Annotated in this window: 14 protein-coding genes; 5 read left to right on the forward strand and 9 right to left on the reverse strand. The window is 70.0% G+C overall.

Features of this window, described 5'->3' with window-relative positions:
• Nucleotides 1–5 precede the first annotated feature (5 nt).
• Complete coding sequence (locus BMW85_RS46465) at nucleotides 6–866, reverse strand: SDR family NAD(P)-dependent oxidoreductase (protein WP_091094164.1); 861 nt, start codon at nucleotides 864–866, stop codon at nucleotides 6–8.
• Nucleotides 863–2,224, reverse strand: coding sequence for a flavin-containing monooxygenase (locus tag BMW85_RS46470; protein WP_091094165.1), 1,362 nt, complete (start codon nucleotides 2,222–2,224; stop codon nucleotides 863–865). The genes BMW85_RS46465 and BMW85_RS46470 overlap by 4 nt, the downstream gene beginning before the upstream one ends.
• A gap of 285 nt (nucleotides 2,225–2,509) precedes the next feature.
• Between BMW85_RS46470 and BMW85_RS46475 the strand changes: the two genes are divergently transcribed.
• Nucleotides 2,510–3,637: a helix-turn-helix domain-containing protein gene (locus BMW85_RS46475; RefSeq protein ID WP_245775474.1), complete on the forward strand. Its 1,128-nt coding sequence runs from the start codon at nucleotides 2,510–2,512 to the stop codon at nucleotides 3,635–3,637.
• Between the two features lie 141 nt (nucleotides 3,638–3,778).
• Here BMW85_RS46475 and BMW85_RS46480 read toward each other — a convergent pair whose 3' ends face one another.
• Nucleotides 3,779–4,996, reverse strand: a complete 1,218-nt coding sequence (locus tag BMW85_RS46480) for an iron-containing alcohol dehydrogenase (RefSeq protein ID WP_091094166.1) — start codon at nucleotides 4,994–4,996, stop codon at nucleotides 3,779–3,781.
• Here BMW85_RS46480 and BMW85_RS50220 point away from each other — a divergent pair.
• Nucleotides 4,995–5,141: a hypothetical protein gene (locus BMW85_RS50220; protein ID WP_177241244.1), complete on the forward strand. Its 147-nt coding sequence runs from the start codon at nucleotides 4,995–4,997 to the stop codon at nucleotides 5,139–5,141. The genes BMW85_RS46480 and BMW85_RS50220 overlap by 2 nt on opposite strands.
• Here the strand turns inward: BMW85_RS50220 and BMW85_RS46485 are convergent.
• The 6 genes from BMW85_RS46485 to BMW85_RS46510 all read right to left on the reverse strand — a co-directional run bounded on the left by BMW85_RS46485 (nucleotide 5,117) and on the right by BMW85_RS46510 (nucleotide 12,043).
• Nucleotides 5,117–6,577, reverse strand: coding sequence for an NAD-dependent succinate-semialdehyde dehydrogenase (locus BMW85_RS46485; RefSeq protein WP_091094167.1), 1,461 nt, complete (start codon nucleotides 6,575–6,577; stop codon nucleotides 5,117–5,119). The genes BMW85_RS50220 and BMW85_RS46485 overlap by 25 nt on opposite strands.
• A gap of 118 nt (nucleotides 6,578–6,695) precedes the next feature.
• Nucleotides 6,696–7,772: an ABC transporter ATP-binding protein gene (locus tag BMW85_RS46490; RefSeq protein WP_091094168.1), complete on the reverse strand. Its 1,077-nt coding sequence runs from the start codon at nucleotides 7,770–7,772 to the stop codon at nucleotides 6,696–6,698.
• Nucleotides 7,772–8,839 carry an ABC transporter ATP-binding protein gene (locus BMW85_RS46495; RefSeq protein ID WP_091094169.1) on the reverse strand — a complete coding sequence of 356 codons (1,068 nt, stop codon included), beginning with the start codon at nucleotides 8,837–8,839 and terminating at the stop codon, nucleotides 7,772–7,774. Before BMW85_RS46495 ends, BMW85_RS46490 begins: the two co-directional genes overlap by 1 nt.
• Nucleotides 8,839–9,750 (reverse strand): carbohydrate ABC transporter permease, encoded by a 912-nt coding sequence (locus tag BMW85_RS46500; protein ID WP_091094170.1) that lies wholly within the window; start codon nucleotides 9,748–9,750, stop codon nucleotides 8,839–8,841. The genes BMW85_RS46495 and BMW85_RS46500 overlap by 1 nt, the downstream gene beginning before the upstream one ends.
• On the reverse strand, nucleotides 9,750–10,700 hold the full coding sequence (locus tag BMW85_RS46505; protein WP_091094171.1) for a carbohydrate ABC transporter permease: 951 nt from the start codon (nucleotides 10,698–10,700) through the stop codon (nucleotides 9,750–9,752). The genes BMW85_RS46500 and BMW85_RS46505 overlap by 1 nt, the downstream gene beginning before the upstream one ends.
• A complete protein-coding gene (locus tag BMW85_RS46510) occupies nucleotides 10,697–12,043 on the reverse strand; it encodes an extracellular solute-binding protein (RefSeq protein ID WP_218156234.1) in 1,347 nt (448 codons plus the stop codon). The genes BMW85_RS46505 and BMW85_RS46510 overlap by 4 nt, the downstream gene beginning before the upstream one ends.
• A gap of 458 nt (nucleotides 12,044–12,501) precedes the next feature.
• On the opposite strand from BMW85_RS46510, the gene BMW85_RS46515 reads away from it, so the two are divergent.
• From BMW85_RS46515 to BMW85_RS46525, 3 genes are all read left to right on the forward strand, one after another.
• A complete protein-coding gene (locus BMW85_RS46515) occupies nucleotides 12,502–13,245 on the forward strand; it encodes a GntR family transcriptional regulator (RefSeq protein WP_091094173.1) in 744 nt (247 codons plus the stop codon).
• A gap of 87 nt (nucleotides 13,246–13,332) precedes the next feature.
• The gene (locus BMW85_RS46520) at nucleotides 13,333–13,902 is read left to right on the forward strand and encodes a DJ-1/PfpI family protein (protein ID WP_091094174.1); all 570 of its coding nucleotides are present in this window, start codon (nucleotides 13,333–13,335) and stop codon (nucleotides 13,900–13,902) included.
• Nucleotides 13,903–13,921: 19 nt separating this feature from the next.
• Nucleotides 13,922–14,743, forward strand: a complete 822-nt coding sequence (locus tag BMW85_RS46525) for an alpha/beta fold hydrolase (protein ID WP_091094175.1) — start codon at nucleotides 13,922–13,924, stop codon at nucleotides 14,741–14,743.
• Nucleotides 14,744–15,338: the final 595 nt, after the last annotated feature.

A 15,338-nucleotide genomic window follows, 5' to 3' on the forward strand; every position in this document is an offset into this window, starting at 1 on the left:
CGTGCTCACGGCTTTCGCGCGTGGCGCGCGACGACGCCGGCGGCCAGCTCGGCCCCGTCGAACGCGCCGGAACGGACGCGGCCGGACAGGGTACGGGCGATGATCCGGTCGGTGACCGAGGGCAGGTGCCGCGCCAGGAACAGCTCGACGGCGCCACGGCGGGTGGTCGCGACGTCTCGCCGTGCGCGGCCCAGGGCGGCGCGCAGCACGGCGTCGACCACGCCCTCCAGCGGCTCGTAACTGCTCATGCCCTCCAGGGACAGGCCCGCGTCGGCGGTCGAGTCGTGGATGGGGCTGCGTACCGCCGACGGGTAGACGCAGGTGACGGTGACGTGGGTGCCGATCTCCAGTCGCAGCGCGTCGGCGTACGCGACGAGCGCTCGTTTGGAGGCGCCGTACGCGGCCGCGAGCGGGAGCTGCATGACGGCCATCCGCGAGGAGAGCATGACGACCCTGCCGCGGGACTGGACGAGGGCGTCCACGCAGGCGGCGGTGACGCGCCAGGCGCCGAGCAGGTTGATGTCGAGCTGGCGGCGTACCTCGGCGCCGGGCGGCAGCTCGGCCGGGGCCGGCCCGCCGATGCCGGCGTTGTTGATCAGCAGGTCGAGGCCGCCGAGTTTCGCGACGGCGGCGGCCACGGCGTCGGGCACGGCGGCATCGTCGGTGATGTCGCAGGCCAGGACCTCGACCGGGTCATCGGCGCGCGGAGCCAGGTCCAGGCCGACGACGTGGGCGCCGAGCCCGGCCAGGCGGGCACTGATCGCCCGGCCGAACGTACCGGACGCGCCGGTGATGAGGACCCGCAGGCCGCGAGCGTCACGGCGGCGGCCGTGCAGGTGGCCGGGCGAGGTTCGGGACGTGCTCACGCGGGGGTCTCCTCACGGCGGGCAGGGGTGAACGGCCGGGCTCCCCGCAGCAGCCGGACGCGGCCGGCCTTCATCTCGCGGGGCAGATCGGCGACATAGCGGTCGAAGTCGATCCGCATCATGGGACGCCGGTCGCCGCCCCACCGCTCGGTGGCGGCGCGCAGGGCGCGGGCGACGGCCCGCCGCTGCTCCAGAGGGGTGGGCAGGGCGTAGCGGCCGGACAAGTGGGCGGCGACCAGCTTGGCCTGGGCCTCGACGACGGGCAGGGCGGCGCCTGTGGACTGCATGAGCCCCACGAAGGCCAGGCTCGGGTCCTGCAGATGGAAGACCCGCTGGTACAGCGGCAGCCGCTCCGCGTCGTCGCCGACCCAGCGGGAGGACAGGAAGGGGATGGTCACGCGGTAGCCGGTGGCCCAGACGATCACGTCGACCGGGTCGGACGTGCCGCCGACGAAGACGACCCGGTCGCCGTCGAGGCGCTCGATGCCGGGCCGTGCGGTCACCTCGCCATGGGTGAGGCGGTGCAGGATGGTGTCGCTGATCGTGGGATGGTTCTGGAAGAGGCCGCCGGAGGGGGCCGGCAGGCCGTAGCTCTGCGGGGTGCCGACGGCCAGCCGGAGGAGCGTCTCGGCGACGCGCTGGCGCACCCGCCACGGCAGCGCCGCCATGGCGGCGCCGGTGGCGTCCGCGGGCCGGCCGAACAGGTACTTCGGCACGATGTGCACGCCATGGCGGGCCGAGAGCAGGACCGGGCCGCGGGCGACGTTCGAGGCGTCGACGGCGATGTCCATGGCGGAGTTGCCCATGCCCACCACCAGCACCCGGCGGTCCCGGAAGATCTCGGGGGTGCGGTAGTCGTGGGCATGCAGCTGGGTGCCGTCGAACGTGCCGGGGTAGCCGGGCTCGGGCAGCCGGGGGTCCCAGTTGTGGCCGTTGGCGACCACGACCGCGTCGTAACGGCCGGCCTCTCCGGACTCGGTCGTCACGACCCACGGGAGCAGTCCTGTGCCCTCGCGCTCCACGCGCGTCACCGTGCTGCCGAATCGCAGGTGCGGGGTCAGGCCGAAGGTCTTCGCGTAGTCGGCGAGGTAGCCGGCCACGTGGTCGGCCGACGGGTAGTCCGGCCACTCGGCGGGCATCGGGAAGTCGGCGAACTCGGTGCGGCCCTTGCTGGTGTTGAGGTGCAGGGAGGCATAGGCGGGTGACAGGCCGCTGCTGTTGTCGCGGGCCCACAGCCCGCCGGGCCGGTCGCCCTTCTCGTACGTGACGACGTCGAGGCCGACGTCGAGCAGGGCCTTGGTGGTGGCGAGTCCGGCCGCTCCGGCGCCGATCACGGCAACCCGGCACGAGGGGGTCATGGGTGGGGCTCTCCTGGAAAACTCGGCTACGTCAGAGGGCGTGGCGAACGGGGGCTACGACTCGCCGTGACGGTGGGACCGCCGCGTCATCGCGTGTCCGGTGCCGGCGGCGGCGCGTGCGCCATGCAGGCGCCTGGTCCAGGACACGTGATGCTGCCTTCTCGCGGAGGGGTTGTTGTGGTGGTCTCCAAGGCTAGGGCTTGATCAGGGGCCGGACCATGGTGCTCCGCACGGTTTTGCCGCCCCGGGTTGTGGCGGATCACAATCTCAGGGCAGGATCGCGGGGTGGACGCTCGCGACGACTGGACCCCGGTGGTCGACCTCATCGAACGGGTCGTCGGCGACGCCGACCTGATGTCGTCGGTCGTGGCCGGCGTACGCACGATGGTGCGAGAGGTCGCCGCCCTGTCGTCGGCCGACATCGCCGGGCACACGCGCGCGCTGCTCGTCGCGGCGACCCGGGCGCTGGCGGCCAGGCGCGGCCCGACGGAGGCGGAGCTGTCGTTCGTGGAGGAGCTCGCCGTGACGCGGGCCCGGCAGGGCGTGCCCGTCGAGGCGGTGCTGGGGGCCATCCACGTGGCCGAGCGGGCCATCTGGTCGCGGGCCCGGGAGGTGGCGGGCGCGGCCGGGGTCGGCGCCGAACGCCTGCTGGACGCGCGGGAGCTGTACGACGACTGGGCGGAGGCCGTACGGGCCAGGCTGATCACTGCTCACCATGCCACGAAGGCCGGGCAGGGCCCGCGAACGCGGGATCGGGAGGCCGCCATCCTGCGGCGGCTGCTCGACGGGGGTTCGGCCGGCGCGCTGGCAGCCGCCGAGGCGGGACTGCCCGTCGCGGGCGGGCTGTGGGTGCTGGCCGCCCGGCCGGGCGAGGCCGCCGCAGGTCTGGAGCGTTCGCTGCGTGATCAACCCCCGGTCCTGTGCGCGGTCGTGGACGGGCTGCTGGTCGGGGTGCTCGGCCGGGCGCCGTCGAGTCGTGCCGCCAGGGCCGGGGTGGTGGCCGGGCTCGCCGGCCCCGCCGAGCCCGAGGAACTGGCCGCCGTACGACATCTCGCGGTCGCCGCGCTGAGCGCGGCCGAGTCGGCGGGCCTGGCCGGGATCGTCCATGTCGCCCGGGTGCCGGCGCTCGCCGCGGTGGTCGACCGGGCCGACCTGGCCGCGGTGCTGCTCGACCACCACCGGCCGGCGTGGACGGCGCTCGGCGCGCGGGCCGAGCCTGTGGCCCGTGCGGTGTGCGCCTGGCTGGAGGCCGATCGGGACGTGGACGTGGCGGCCGAGAGGCTGTTCGTGCATCCCAACACCGTGCGCAACCGGCTGCAGCGCTTCGCCGAGGTCACCGGGATCGACCCGTCCGCCACGTTCGGCGGGGTGGACGCCTGGTGGCTGTGCCGCTCCTGGCTGGCCCAGACCTGACTCTCGCGGCGAGCATGAGCTCCTCGAACGGCAGATGTACGGCCGCGCCGGGTTCGCTCTCCTTTGCCACCGCATCCTGCTCGGCTGGCCACGTTCCGTCATCACCGAAAGGGGGCCAGAGCCACTATCTCTGCTTCGGAGTCAGGAAAGTCGGGTCCGGTCCCCGAGCCAGGCCGCTTCGAGGAGAGCGGTCAGGCTGGCGGTGTCGGTCGGGCCTGGATGGTTCTGGATCAAGCGGGTGACGCCGCCGGCCATCTCCGCGAAGCGTGGCAGGTCGGCGCGTGCCACGCCGATGTCCGCCAAGGCAGCAGGGATGCCGATGTCGGCAAGGAGCCCGTCGAGCCAGGTGAGGAACGCATCCGCGGCCTCGGCGTCCGAGGCGTCGGTCACGTCGAGCCCGCACACCCGGGCGAGGATGGCAAGCCGGTCGCCGATGGCGTCCCTGGCCGCGTCCAGCGCGTAGGGCAGCAGCAGCCCGACGCCCAGGCCGTGCGGTGTGTGGGTGGCCGCGCCGATGGGGTACTGGAGCGCGTGCGGAGCCGCGTTGCCCGCGTGGGAGAACGCGAGCCCGGCCAGCATGGACCCATAGGACATGTCCGCGCGCGCGTCCTTATCGCCTCCGTCCCTGACGACATGGGGCAAGCTGCGGGCGATCCGCTCCGCGGCCAGGAGCGCGTAGTGGTCGGTGACCGGGTTGCGGCCGAGGAAGACCTGTTCCACCGGGTCGCGCGGTCCGTGGGCGCGGGGTCGCGCGGTGTAGCTCTCCACCGCGTGACAGAACGCGTCGATGCCGGAGTGGGCAGTGACGGTCGCGGGGCAGGTGTAGGTGAGCTCGGGGTCGACGATGGCGAAGTCGGGCACGATGTGGACGCTGGAGACCCCCACCTTCAGCTCGCGGTCCGGGTCGGTCAGCACCGAGACGGGCGTGAGCTCGGAGCCGGTGCCTGATGTCGTCGGGACCGCGACGAGCGGCGTCGTCGGCCCCGGCACCCTCGACTCCCCGTAGAAGTCGCGCGGCGTCCCGCCGTGGCACCGGATGACGCCGACGATTTTGGCGAGGTCGATCACCGTGCCGCCTCCGATGGCGAGGATGACGTCGGCGTCCACCTCTGCGGCGGCCGAGACGGCCAGGGCGACATCGGTGAGTGGCACGTCCGGAGTCGCGTCGGCGAACACCCCGACGACTTCGACCTTCTCCCGTACGGCGGCCACGATCTCGGCCACGGCAGGCTGCCCCAGCAGGACCCGGTCGGTCACGACGAGGACTCGCGAGCCACACTCGGCCACCACTCGTGGGATGTTCTGCGCGACCCCTTCGCCCACTATCAGCTGGCGTGGTCCGCGGACGGTCTCAAGCATGTCCGTGCCTCTCTGGAACGTCGGCGGTGATGTGCCGGGCGGACGTCCGGGTCACCTGCGAGACCGGGACGGCGTCGGCAAGGTGGGCTGCCGGGTGGCGCGGGCGCGCACGCCGGCCGGTCACGGCAGGTCGATCGCCGCGTAGGTGACGTCGAGATACTCGAGGATGCCCTCGTGCGACCCCTCCTTGCCGATCCCCGACTGCTTCACCCCTCCGAACGGAGCTGACGGGTCCGAGACCAGACCACGATTGATGCCGAGCAGCCCCGTCTCCAGCCCCTCGGCGAACCGGAGCGCCCGCTGGAGGTCACGGGTGAAGACGTATCCGGCCAGGCCGTGCTCGGTGTCGTTGGCCTTCGCGATCACCTCGTCGTCGGACGTGAACGAGATGATCGGGGCCACCGGACCGAAGATCTCCGACTCCAGCATCCGCGCGTCGTCGGGCACGTCGACGAGGACCGTGGGCGGGTAGAAGTGGCCCGGCCCATCCGGGCGCTCGCCGCCCACCAGGACACGGGCTCCGCGATCGACCGCGTCGGCGACGAGCTCGTCGATCTTGGTGACCGCGGCCTCGTCGATCAGCGCCCCGACGTCCACGCCGTCGTCCAGACCATGGCCCACCGAGAGCGCGCCCATCCGCTCGGCGAAGCGTGCCGTGAACTCCTCGCGCACCGGCTCCTCGACGTAGATGCGGTTGGCCGCGATGCAGGACTCCCCGAGGTTGCGCATCTTGGCCACCATGGCACCGTCGAGCGCGACGTCCAGGTCCGCGTCGGCACACACGATCAAGGCCGCGTTGCCGCCCAGCTCCATGGAGGTGCGCAGCACGTTGTCCGCCGCTTGCCGGAGCAGCACGCGCCCGACCTCGGTCGACCCGGTGAACGAAAGCTTGCGGGTCCGACGGTCGGCCAGCAGTGCCGAGACCACCTCGCCGGCACGCTTGGTCGTCACGACGTTGACGACGCCCGGAGGAACGCCGGCCTCCTCCATGATGCGGGCCAGGAACAGCATGGTGAGTGGCGTCTGGGCCGCCGGCTTGGTGATCGTCGTGCAGCCCGCCGCCAGCGCAGGAGCGATCTTGCGGGCGCCCATGGCCAGCGGAAAGTTCCAAGGTGTCACGAAGACGCACGGTCCGACCGGCCTCGGCACGGTGAGGATGCGATATCCACCAGCGGGAGCGGTGTTGTAGCGCCCCTCGACGCGCACCGCCTCCTCGGCGAACCAGCGGAAGAACTCGGCGCCGTAGGCCACCTCTCCGCGAGCCTCCGCAAGCGGCTTGCCCATCTCGAGCGTTATCAGCCGGGCGACCTCCTCGGATCGCCCGGTCAGTACCCGGTACGTCGCGGTCAGCAACTCCGACCGTTGCCGCGGTGGGGTCGCCGCCCACTCCGCCATCGCCTTGCTCGCCGCGTCCAGAGCGGCGAGCCCGTCGACGACGTCGGCGTCCGCCACCTCGGCGATGGTCTTGCCGGTGGCCGGGTCCTCGACGGCGAAGGTGGCTCCGCCGGCAGCGTCGCGCCAGGCGTCGCCGATCCGGAGCCGCCGGTGCTCGGGGGCCAGGACGTTCATCGGGTCACTCATCGCGTCGCCTCCTGTGATGTTCTCGGTGATGTCCGCGTCAGGCCGTGCTCACCGGTGACGGTCCGCCGAGGCTCGATCGCCAGGTGCCGGCGCATATCGACCTCGCCGCACTGCGCGATTACCTCCCGGCCTCGGACAGCGCCAGCCCGGTGCCCGCATCGAACAGGTGCGCACGGTCCAGGTCGACCGTGACGAGCAGCCGCTCGCCCGGCGTACCGGTGACGGTGGTTCGTGCCTTGACCTTGAGGATCTGCGTCCCCACCCGGACGTCGACCACCGTCCGGTCACCGAGCGGCTCAAGGCCGTAGAGCTCACCCGGCAACGACGCGTCCCCACGCTGCTCGACGGACAGGTCCTCCGCGCGCAGGCCCAGCAGCAGCGGACGACCGTCCTCAGCCGTGGTCCAGCGGGGCCGCGGCAGCGTCCAGCCTTCCGCCCCGACCAGACGATCTCCCTCGGCGTGGCAGGCGAGCAGGCTGATCGGCGGGCTCCCGACGAATCCCGCGACCCACTGGTTGGCCGGGCGCTCGTACACCTCGGCCGGCGTTCCGACCTGTTGCACCTTTCCCTCCCTGAGGACCGCGACCTGGTCGGCCATGGACAGGGCCTCGACCTGGTCGTTGGTCACGTAGACGAAGGTCGCTCCGAGGCTGCGGTGGATGCGGGTGAGCTCGGTGCGCATCTCGACGCGGAGCTTGAGGTCGAGGTTCGTCAGCGGCTCGTCCATGAGGAACGCGCGCGGGTGACGGACCAGCGCCCGGGCCAGGGCGACCCGCTGCATCTCACCACCCGACAACTGCGCGGGACGACGCTGCAGCAGACCTTCGATGTGCAGCAGGCTCGACATCCGCTCGACGGCAGCGGCGATCTCGCTGGAGGAACAGCGGCGTGCCCGCAGCGGCGAAGCGATGTTCTCGTACGCCGTGTGTCGCGGGTAGAGGGCGTAGTTCTGGAAGACCATGGCCAGGTCGCGTGCGGCCGGGCTGTCACCGGTCGCGTCCCTCCCGTCCAGGTGCACCGACCCGGCGTCAAGCTGCTCGAGGCCGGCGATCGCTCGCAGGGTCGTCGTCTTGCCCGCCCCGGAGGGTCCGAGCACGACGAAGAACGAGCCGTCCGGTATGTCCAGCGTCACCCCGTCCAGGGCCTGGACTTTGCCGAAGGACTTGCGCAGCCCGCGCACTGCCACGGTTCCCATCAGGCCACCAGCTCTTCCGTGCTCACGTCGTAGACCGGCGGGGGCCCGCCGGTGTGCCGCAGCCCGACCGGTGCGTCAGCGGTGAAACGGACAGTCGGTGGCATCCGAACCCGTACGTCGCGCTGTCCGTCGTGGTCGACCACGTAGATGATCTCGTCGCCCAGCCACTCCGCCGAGACCACGCGGGCCGGGACCGAACGTTCCGCCCCTGGTTCCGTGACTTCCAGCGCCTCCGGCCGGACGCCCGCGACCAGGCGACGGTCGCGCGGCAGGCCCGGCGGTGGCGTGAGGGCCAGCCCGCCCTGACTGCGCAGCTTCCCGTCGGCCACCTCCACCTCGATCAGGTTCATCGGCGGGGAGCCGATGAACGCGGCGCAGAAAAGGCTCGCCGGGCGGTCGTAGACTTCCAGCGGCGTGCCGATCTGCTCGACGCGGCCCTTGTTGAGTATGGCGATCCTGTGACCGAGCGACATCGCCTCGACCTGGTCGTGAGTGACGTAGACCATCGTCGTCCCCAGCTCCCCCTGCAGGTGCTTGATCTCCGTGCGCATGTCCGCCCTCAGCTCCGCGTCCAGATTGGTGAGGGGTTCGTCCATGAGGAACGCGCGCGGTCGTCGCACCAGGGCGCGGGCGAGCGCGACGCGCTGCTGCTCCCCGCCGGACAGCCGGTGCGGCCGCCTGTCCAGGAGCGGACCGAGCCGCATCAGCCCGGCGGCCTCGTCGACCCGCTTGCGCACCTCCGCCTTGGGCAGTCCCTCGGCCCGCAGCGGGAACGCCAGGTTGTCGCGGGTTCTCAGATGCGGGTAGAGAGCGTAGAACTGGAACACCATGGCGATGTCGCGGTCGGCGGGCGGCAGGTCGTCGACCAGCGTGTCGCCGATGCGGATGTTGCCCGTCGTCTGCCTTTCCAGGCCGGCTATGGCCCGCAGCGTGGTCGTCTTGCCGCAACCCGAAGGGCCGAGCATCACGAACAGCTCGCCGTCGCGGATGGACAGGTCCACGTGATCGACTGCGACCGTCCCGTCCGGGTAGCGCTTGTGCAGGGCGCTCACCTCGATGCCCGCCATCAGCGTCGCACCGCCCCGAGCGTCACACCGGCGACGAGGTGCTTGCGCACCAGGTAGGCGAAGACGAGCACCGGCAGGGCGAACACCACGGAGGCGGCGGCCACGAGACCCCAGTCCACTGTGGTTCCGCCGATGAGGCCGGCGATGGCGGGCGGGGCCGTCCGCACGTCGTCGCTGGAGGTGAGGAAGATGGCGAACACGAACTCGTTCCACGAGAAGATGAGTGCGAAGACCGCCGTCGCGGCGATGCCGGGCAGGAGCAGGGGAAGGGTGAATCGCCGGAACGCCTGCAAGCGGGTGTAGCCGTCGAGCATGGCGGCGTCCTCGTACTCCGCGGGCACCTCGTCGACGAACCCCTTCATCATCCAGATCGTGAACGGGACGTTGAAGGCGGTGTAGATGAGGATCAGGCCGAGCTTGGTGTCGATGAGCCCGACCTGGCGGTACATGAGGAAGATCGGAATCACGACCACCACGGGCGGCATGAAGCGGGTGGACAGGATGAAGAACAGTTGGTCCTTCTTGGCCTTCACGGCGAAGCGTGAGTAGGCCCAGGCCGCCGGGACCCCCAGCACGGTGGCCAGCGCCGTGGAGACCCCGGCGACCAGGACGGAGTTGAGGAACGAGGCGGACAAGGTCGAACGACCGCCGCCGGAGGCGACGAACACGTCCTTGAAATGCTCCATGGTGACCTTGAAGTCGAAGAACTTGGCCGGGATGGCGTAGACGTCCCGGTTCTCCTTGATGGACGTCTCGATCATCCACAGCACCGGGAAGAGCATCACGACGGCCAGCACGGTCAACAGCGCGACCTCCAGCACGGCGCGGCCCCGGCCGCCGAAGCGGCGCGAGGGGGGCGTGTGATCCCCGGCAGGGCCGGTGGACACGGCCTCGTCGACGGAGAGGGCCATCAGTCCTCCTTGAGCTTGTTCAAGTAGCGCAGGTAGAGCTGCGTCAGGACGATGACGATGACGACCATGAGGATCCCGTACGCCGAGGCGGTTCCGGTGTTGAAGCCCAGGAACGCGACCTTGTAGACGTGGAACGACAACGTCTCGGTGGAGACGCCCGGGCCTCCGCTGGTGAGGATGTAGACGAGGTCGAACAGCCGGAAGGCCTCGATGGCCCTGAACAGCACGGCGATGAGAAGCAGCGGCCACACCAGCGGAAGAGTGATGGTACGGAACTGGAACCACTCGGACGCCCGATCGATCGAGGCGGCCTCGTACAGGTACTTGGGAACCGCGGTGAGGCCCGCGAGTGCGATGAGCATGATGAACGGCGTCCATTGCCAGGTGTCGACCAGGACAAGGGAGAGCAGTGCCGTTCGCTGCCGGGTGAGCCACTCCACCTGCCCCAGGCCCAGCGAGCCGAGCATGCTGTTGATCACGCCGAACTGCGCGTCGAGCATGAATCGCCAGAACAGCCCGACCACGACCGGCGACAGCATCATCGGGACCAGAAACAGGGTGGTCAGCAGTCCTCGTCCGTGCGCGCGCCGTGAGATCAGGTAGGCGATGGCGAAACCGAGCACGGTCTGCAGGGCGACCGCGCCGACCACGTAGATCAACGTCGTCAGGGCCCTCTGGTGGACCTGCGGCGACGTCAGGATGGCGGTGTAGTTCTCGAACCAGAGGAACTGGGCGGGCCCGCCGCGAGTGGCCGAGTAGTCGGTGAAGGACAGGTACAACGCCCACAGCAACGGGAACACCGACATGGCGAGCAACAGCAGCAGCGCGGGAGAGGTGAAGGCCACGGCGAGCCCGCGGTCGCTCAAGCGGCGGGACCGGCCCGGTGCGGGCGGCGTCGCGGACGCCACCTGCCCGGGGTGGTCGGTCGTCAGAGGGGCGGAGTCACTCACAGTCCGCCGCCGCCCTTGCCACTGCTGGCGTTGAGCACTCCCTGCTGCTGCTTGGCGATGTCGTCGAGCGCGTCCTTCGGCGCCTTCGCGCCGTTGAGAGCCGCGTTCACGTTGGTGTTCTCGATGTCGACGAGGCGCGCGTACTCGGGCACGTTCCACATGTCCCGCATCCGCGGAACCGAGTCGGTGTACACCTGATTGAACGGCTGGGCGTTGAGGAACTCGGGCGACTCCAGGGCGTCCGTACGCGATGGCACGCCACCAGCCGCGGCCCACTTCTTCTGGATATCACCCTGCTCGAACCACTTCATGAAGTTCAGGGCCTCCGCCTGGTTCGCCTCGGGCGAGTAGGCCGACACGTGCATCCCCATACCGCCGAGAGGCACCAGGTTCGTCTTCTGGCTCGGCAGGGGGGCGAAGCCCAGCTTGTCGAGAATCTGCTCCCGCGTGGTGCCGAGCGTCGACTGCTTCGGGTCGAGCAGCCCGCCGCTCGCGGCGATCCAGTTGAACGCGATGCAGGCCTTGCCCTGGGCGACCGCCGCGTTCACCTCGTCGATGAACCAGTTGCCTGAGCCCTTGGCGGTCAGCGGCTTCATCTTGTTGACCAGGACGTCCATCGCCTCCTGGCCGGCGGCGTCGTTGAGGACGCCGTCGATCTTGCGCGTCTTGGGGTCCCAGAGGTTGCCGCCGTAGACGCCATTGACCGTGTTGTAGGTGACGGCCGCGGCGTCGGAGCCGTTGGCCTGGTGGAAGGCCAGCCCGCTGACGCCGGGGTTGTCCGCCTGGCACTTCTCGGCGACTGAGATCATCTCGTCCCAGGTCTGCGGTGGCTTGTCGCCGATCAGGTCCTTGCGGTAGATCATCGTCCAGGTGTCGCCGAGCAGCGGCAGTCCGTACAGGCTGGCGTTCTCGTCGCGCTTCCCGGTCTCCGCCTGGGGGAACTGGCCGTAGGCCGCCAGAAGGTACGGGTTGTAGGCCTTGACGTCGATGTTCTTCTTGACGAAGTCGGTGATGTCGAGGATGTTGCCGTTCGTCACGGCCTCGCCGATGTGTTGCGAGTCCAGGATCGGGATGTCGAAGTCGGTCTTGTGTGCGGCGAACTGGGTGAACATCGCGTCGTGCCAGTTCGCGTTCGGCACGGTCTTGACCTTGATGGTCACGTTCGGCCGCCCCTTGGTGTACTCCGCGTTCGCGAAGGCTTCCAGCGCGTGGGCGGGGGGCCAGTCGAACCAGATGAAGCTGAGGGTCAGCGGATCCTTGGTGAGCTCCGGGATGGTCGCCGGCGCCTTGGGGGCGCTGCCGTCCTGACCGCCGCAAGCCGCCACGGTCGTGGCCACTAACATGGCCGCCGTAGCCAGCCGTGCCTTTCGACCGGGAACCGACAATCGTCCTGTTCGCTGTGAATACCGCATCTTCTTGCCTGCTTTCTGGGGGGATTTCTGGAGCCGTGCCGCGTGCTTCGCCGAGCAGTTGCCGGGTCGGTCAGGCGGGTTGCCGGCTGTCGCAGGGGCTGATCAGCAGACCGGCGTCACGAGTACGCCGCGACTTCATGGGGCTTCAAGCAGTCGGGAAGTCCATCGGTCCTGGTGCGGCCCGATGGCGAACCGAACAGGACGTCGAGCATGCTCATAAGAGCTCCAACTGATCGAAGCGGAGCGATGGCGGGCGATCCCCGATGGGTGAAGGATGGCTGGCGTCCGCCACCTTTCCTATACGATCCGAATGGGAGCGTCAACATCCCCCGATGCTGCGACCGATGCCAGCAGGTTCCCGAAGACGCAAGAAAGGACCTCACGTCACGATGGACGACGAAGCGATGATCGCGCGGCGCCGTGGGGCCATGACGGGCGGAATCCCGCCGGGAAGATCTCGCGGCCGGCTTGCCGACGAGGTGTACGACACGCTGCTCGGACAGATGATGTCGCTACGGATCGAGCCGGACTCCCGCGTCACGATCGACGCCCTGGCACGAGAGCTGGGGGTCTCACAGACGCCGATCCGAGACGCTCTGAACCGTATGGAGGCCGAGGGCCTGGTCGTGCGTGTGCCTCACGCCGGCTATCGCATTCCCCCCCAGATCACCCGTCACCGATTCGAGGACATGCTCGAGGTCCGCCTGCTCCTCGAGCCGGCGGCGGCGCGCAGATCCGCCGAACGCGCATCCCTGCAGCAGGTGGCCGGTATGCGGCGGCTGCTGGAGGAGATGGCGGAGCTGGAGGAGGGCGGCGGGCTCATGGCCTATGGCGCCTTCGGGCTGCGCGACGCCGCCTTTCACGATCTCGTCGCCCTGAGCGCGGAGAACCAGGTCATCCGCGAAGCGCTCGCCCGCCTGCACACGCACGTGCACCTGTTCCGGCTTCTCCACGACACCCAGGTCACTCTCCTGGCCATGGCCGAGCACGAAGAAGTCCTGACCGCGATCGCCGCGCGTGACCCCGACGCCGCCGCCTACGCCATGCGCCGGCACATCCTGCGGTCCGGCGAGCGGTTCCGGCGATTGTTCGACGAGGCCAAGGGCGCGGACGGAATGGTGGCAGAGGCTTGACGGGCGGGCCGGGCCGGGGAATGCTATGTCAACCCGATCGGATCGGATTGGATCCACCTCACCCGCCCCAGATGCGAGGAGAAGCAGGTGCCCAGAGCGCTGCTCCTGACCGGCGACGCCGCCGAGGAGCTCGACACCATGTATCCCTACTATCGCGTACAGGAGGGCGGCTGGGACGTTGACGTCTCGTCACGGACGATGCGTGACGTTCAGCTGGTCATCCACGAGTTCGACCCCGACTCCGACGCCTACGTGGAGAAGAACGGCCGGAAGTTGCCGGTTGACGTGCCCTGGGCCGAGGTCGACGTCGAGCGCTATGACGCCCTCATCATCCCCGGAGGACGTGCCCCCGAGTGGATCCGGGTCGACGCCGACGTCAGGCGCATCACCGAGCACTTCTTCGCGCGCAACCTCCCGATCGCGCTGGTGTGCCACGGCGCCCAGGTGCCGGCTGTGTACGGGCTGCTGAAGGGCCGCAAGACCGCGTGCTTCCCGCCCATCACCGGTGACATGGAGAACGCGGGCGCGACGGTCATCGACGCTCCCGACGTCGTGGACGGCAACCTCGTCTCCTGCAGGGGATGGCCGGACATGCCGAAATTCGGCCGGGCGATGATGGAGGTCTTCTCGAAGTCCGTCAACTCCGCATCGGCATGAGCGCACCTGGCCCGTCCCGGTGACGGCATCTCGGACCGTCACAGTCGACGGCTCCCCCGTCCACGTCCTGGAGAGCGGCACCGGGCCCGCGGTGCTGATGCTGCACGGCTCCGGACCCGGTACGACCGGATCCGGCGCCTGGGCGACGACGGCACAGGCACTGGGCACGTCCTGGCGCCTGGTGGCTCCTGACCAGGCGGGGTTCGGCCGTACACCGCTCCCGGCCGGCTCCAGGGGCGGGCTCCGGCTGTGGACGGAGCAGGCCGCGGGCCTGATGGATGCTCTCGGTGCCGAGCACTACGCCGTGGTGGGCCACTCCATGGGCGGCGCCGTGGCGCTGGCGTTGGCGGCCGCGCGTCCCGGGCAGGTCACCCATGTCGTGGCGGTCTCGACGATGGGCGCCCCCGGGGCGCCGCTGTCCGCCGAGCTCGACGCGATCTGGGCCGCCCCTGCCGACCCGCTCGGGGCACGGGACATGCTGAGTCGCCTCGTCCTCGACCAGGCGCTCGTGACCGAGTCGGCCGTCGCCGCCCGTGCGGCCGCGATGCGAGCGGGGGCGGCCGCATTCGCGTCGTTGTTCCCTCCCCCCAGGGCACGCTGGGCCGACGACCTCACCCTCTCGGCGCGAACGCTGGCAGGGGTGCGCGCACCCGTGCTGCTCGTCCACGGTGCCGAGGACCGGGTCACCCCGCTCGGGACGGCAGCCCTGCCCCTGCTCGAGCACCTGGCCGATGTCCGTCTGCACGTGCTCGGCCGATGCGGGCACGTGCCGGCGCTCGAACACCCGCACGACTTCAGGCGACTCCTGTCGTGCTTCCTCAGCCGGGAACGAGGTCCCTGACCCATATCCGTGGGCCGTGGGCCGTGGGCCGTGGGTTCAAGTCTCGCCCGCCCTGCCACTGCGCCTGCCGAACATTCCATCCGTGCAGTTCAAGCGGCATGTGAGTACTCGCGGAGGATTCCGCCGAGGCGGTCTCGCCGGTTCCAGAGCAGGCAGCGGTCAAGCAGCTCGCGACGGCACGACTGCACCCACCACTCCATGGACAGCCAGGCGAAGGAACACGCCCGGTCATCGTGCCGCACTGGCTCCCTCTGGAGTCCCGCCGCCAGGTGTCAAGGTACGACCGCCACATCGCACGGCGTCACATGGTCTGCGACCAGCCTGTTGATCCCTGGGGCGAGATCGTCGCCCTTTTACGGGCCGTACGGAAACCGCGATTCACCGCTTGTTTCGGAGAGCGGTCCTTTATATGGGGCTGTCCAGTCCGTGGCCATTGTGTGATCCTCCCCTCGAGAAGGCATGTCCCGCGGCGTCTCGGGCGCGCGGGCCCGCGCGCTCTGGATTGCGACCGGCAGGGAGAGACGGGAAATCCATTCACAGAATGCGCGCCCTCGTGTCGACTGCAACAGGGAGTTTTGTACATCGGTGGACATCT

It is taken from the genome of Nonomuraea wenchangensis, from assembly GCF_900111685.1.
Classification (GTDB): Bacteria; Actinomycetota; Actinomycetes; order Streptosporangiales; family Streptosporangiaceae; genus Nonomuraea; species Nonomuraea wenchangensis.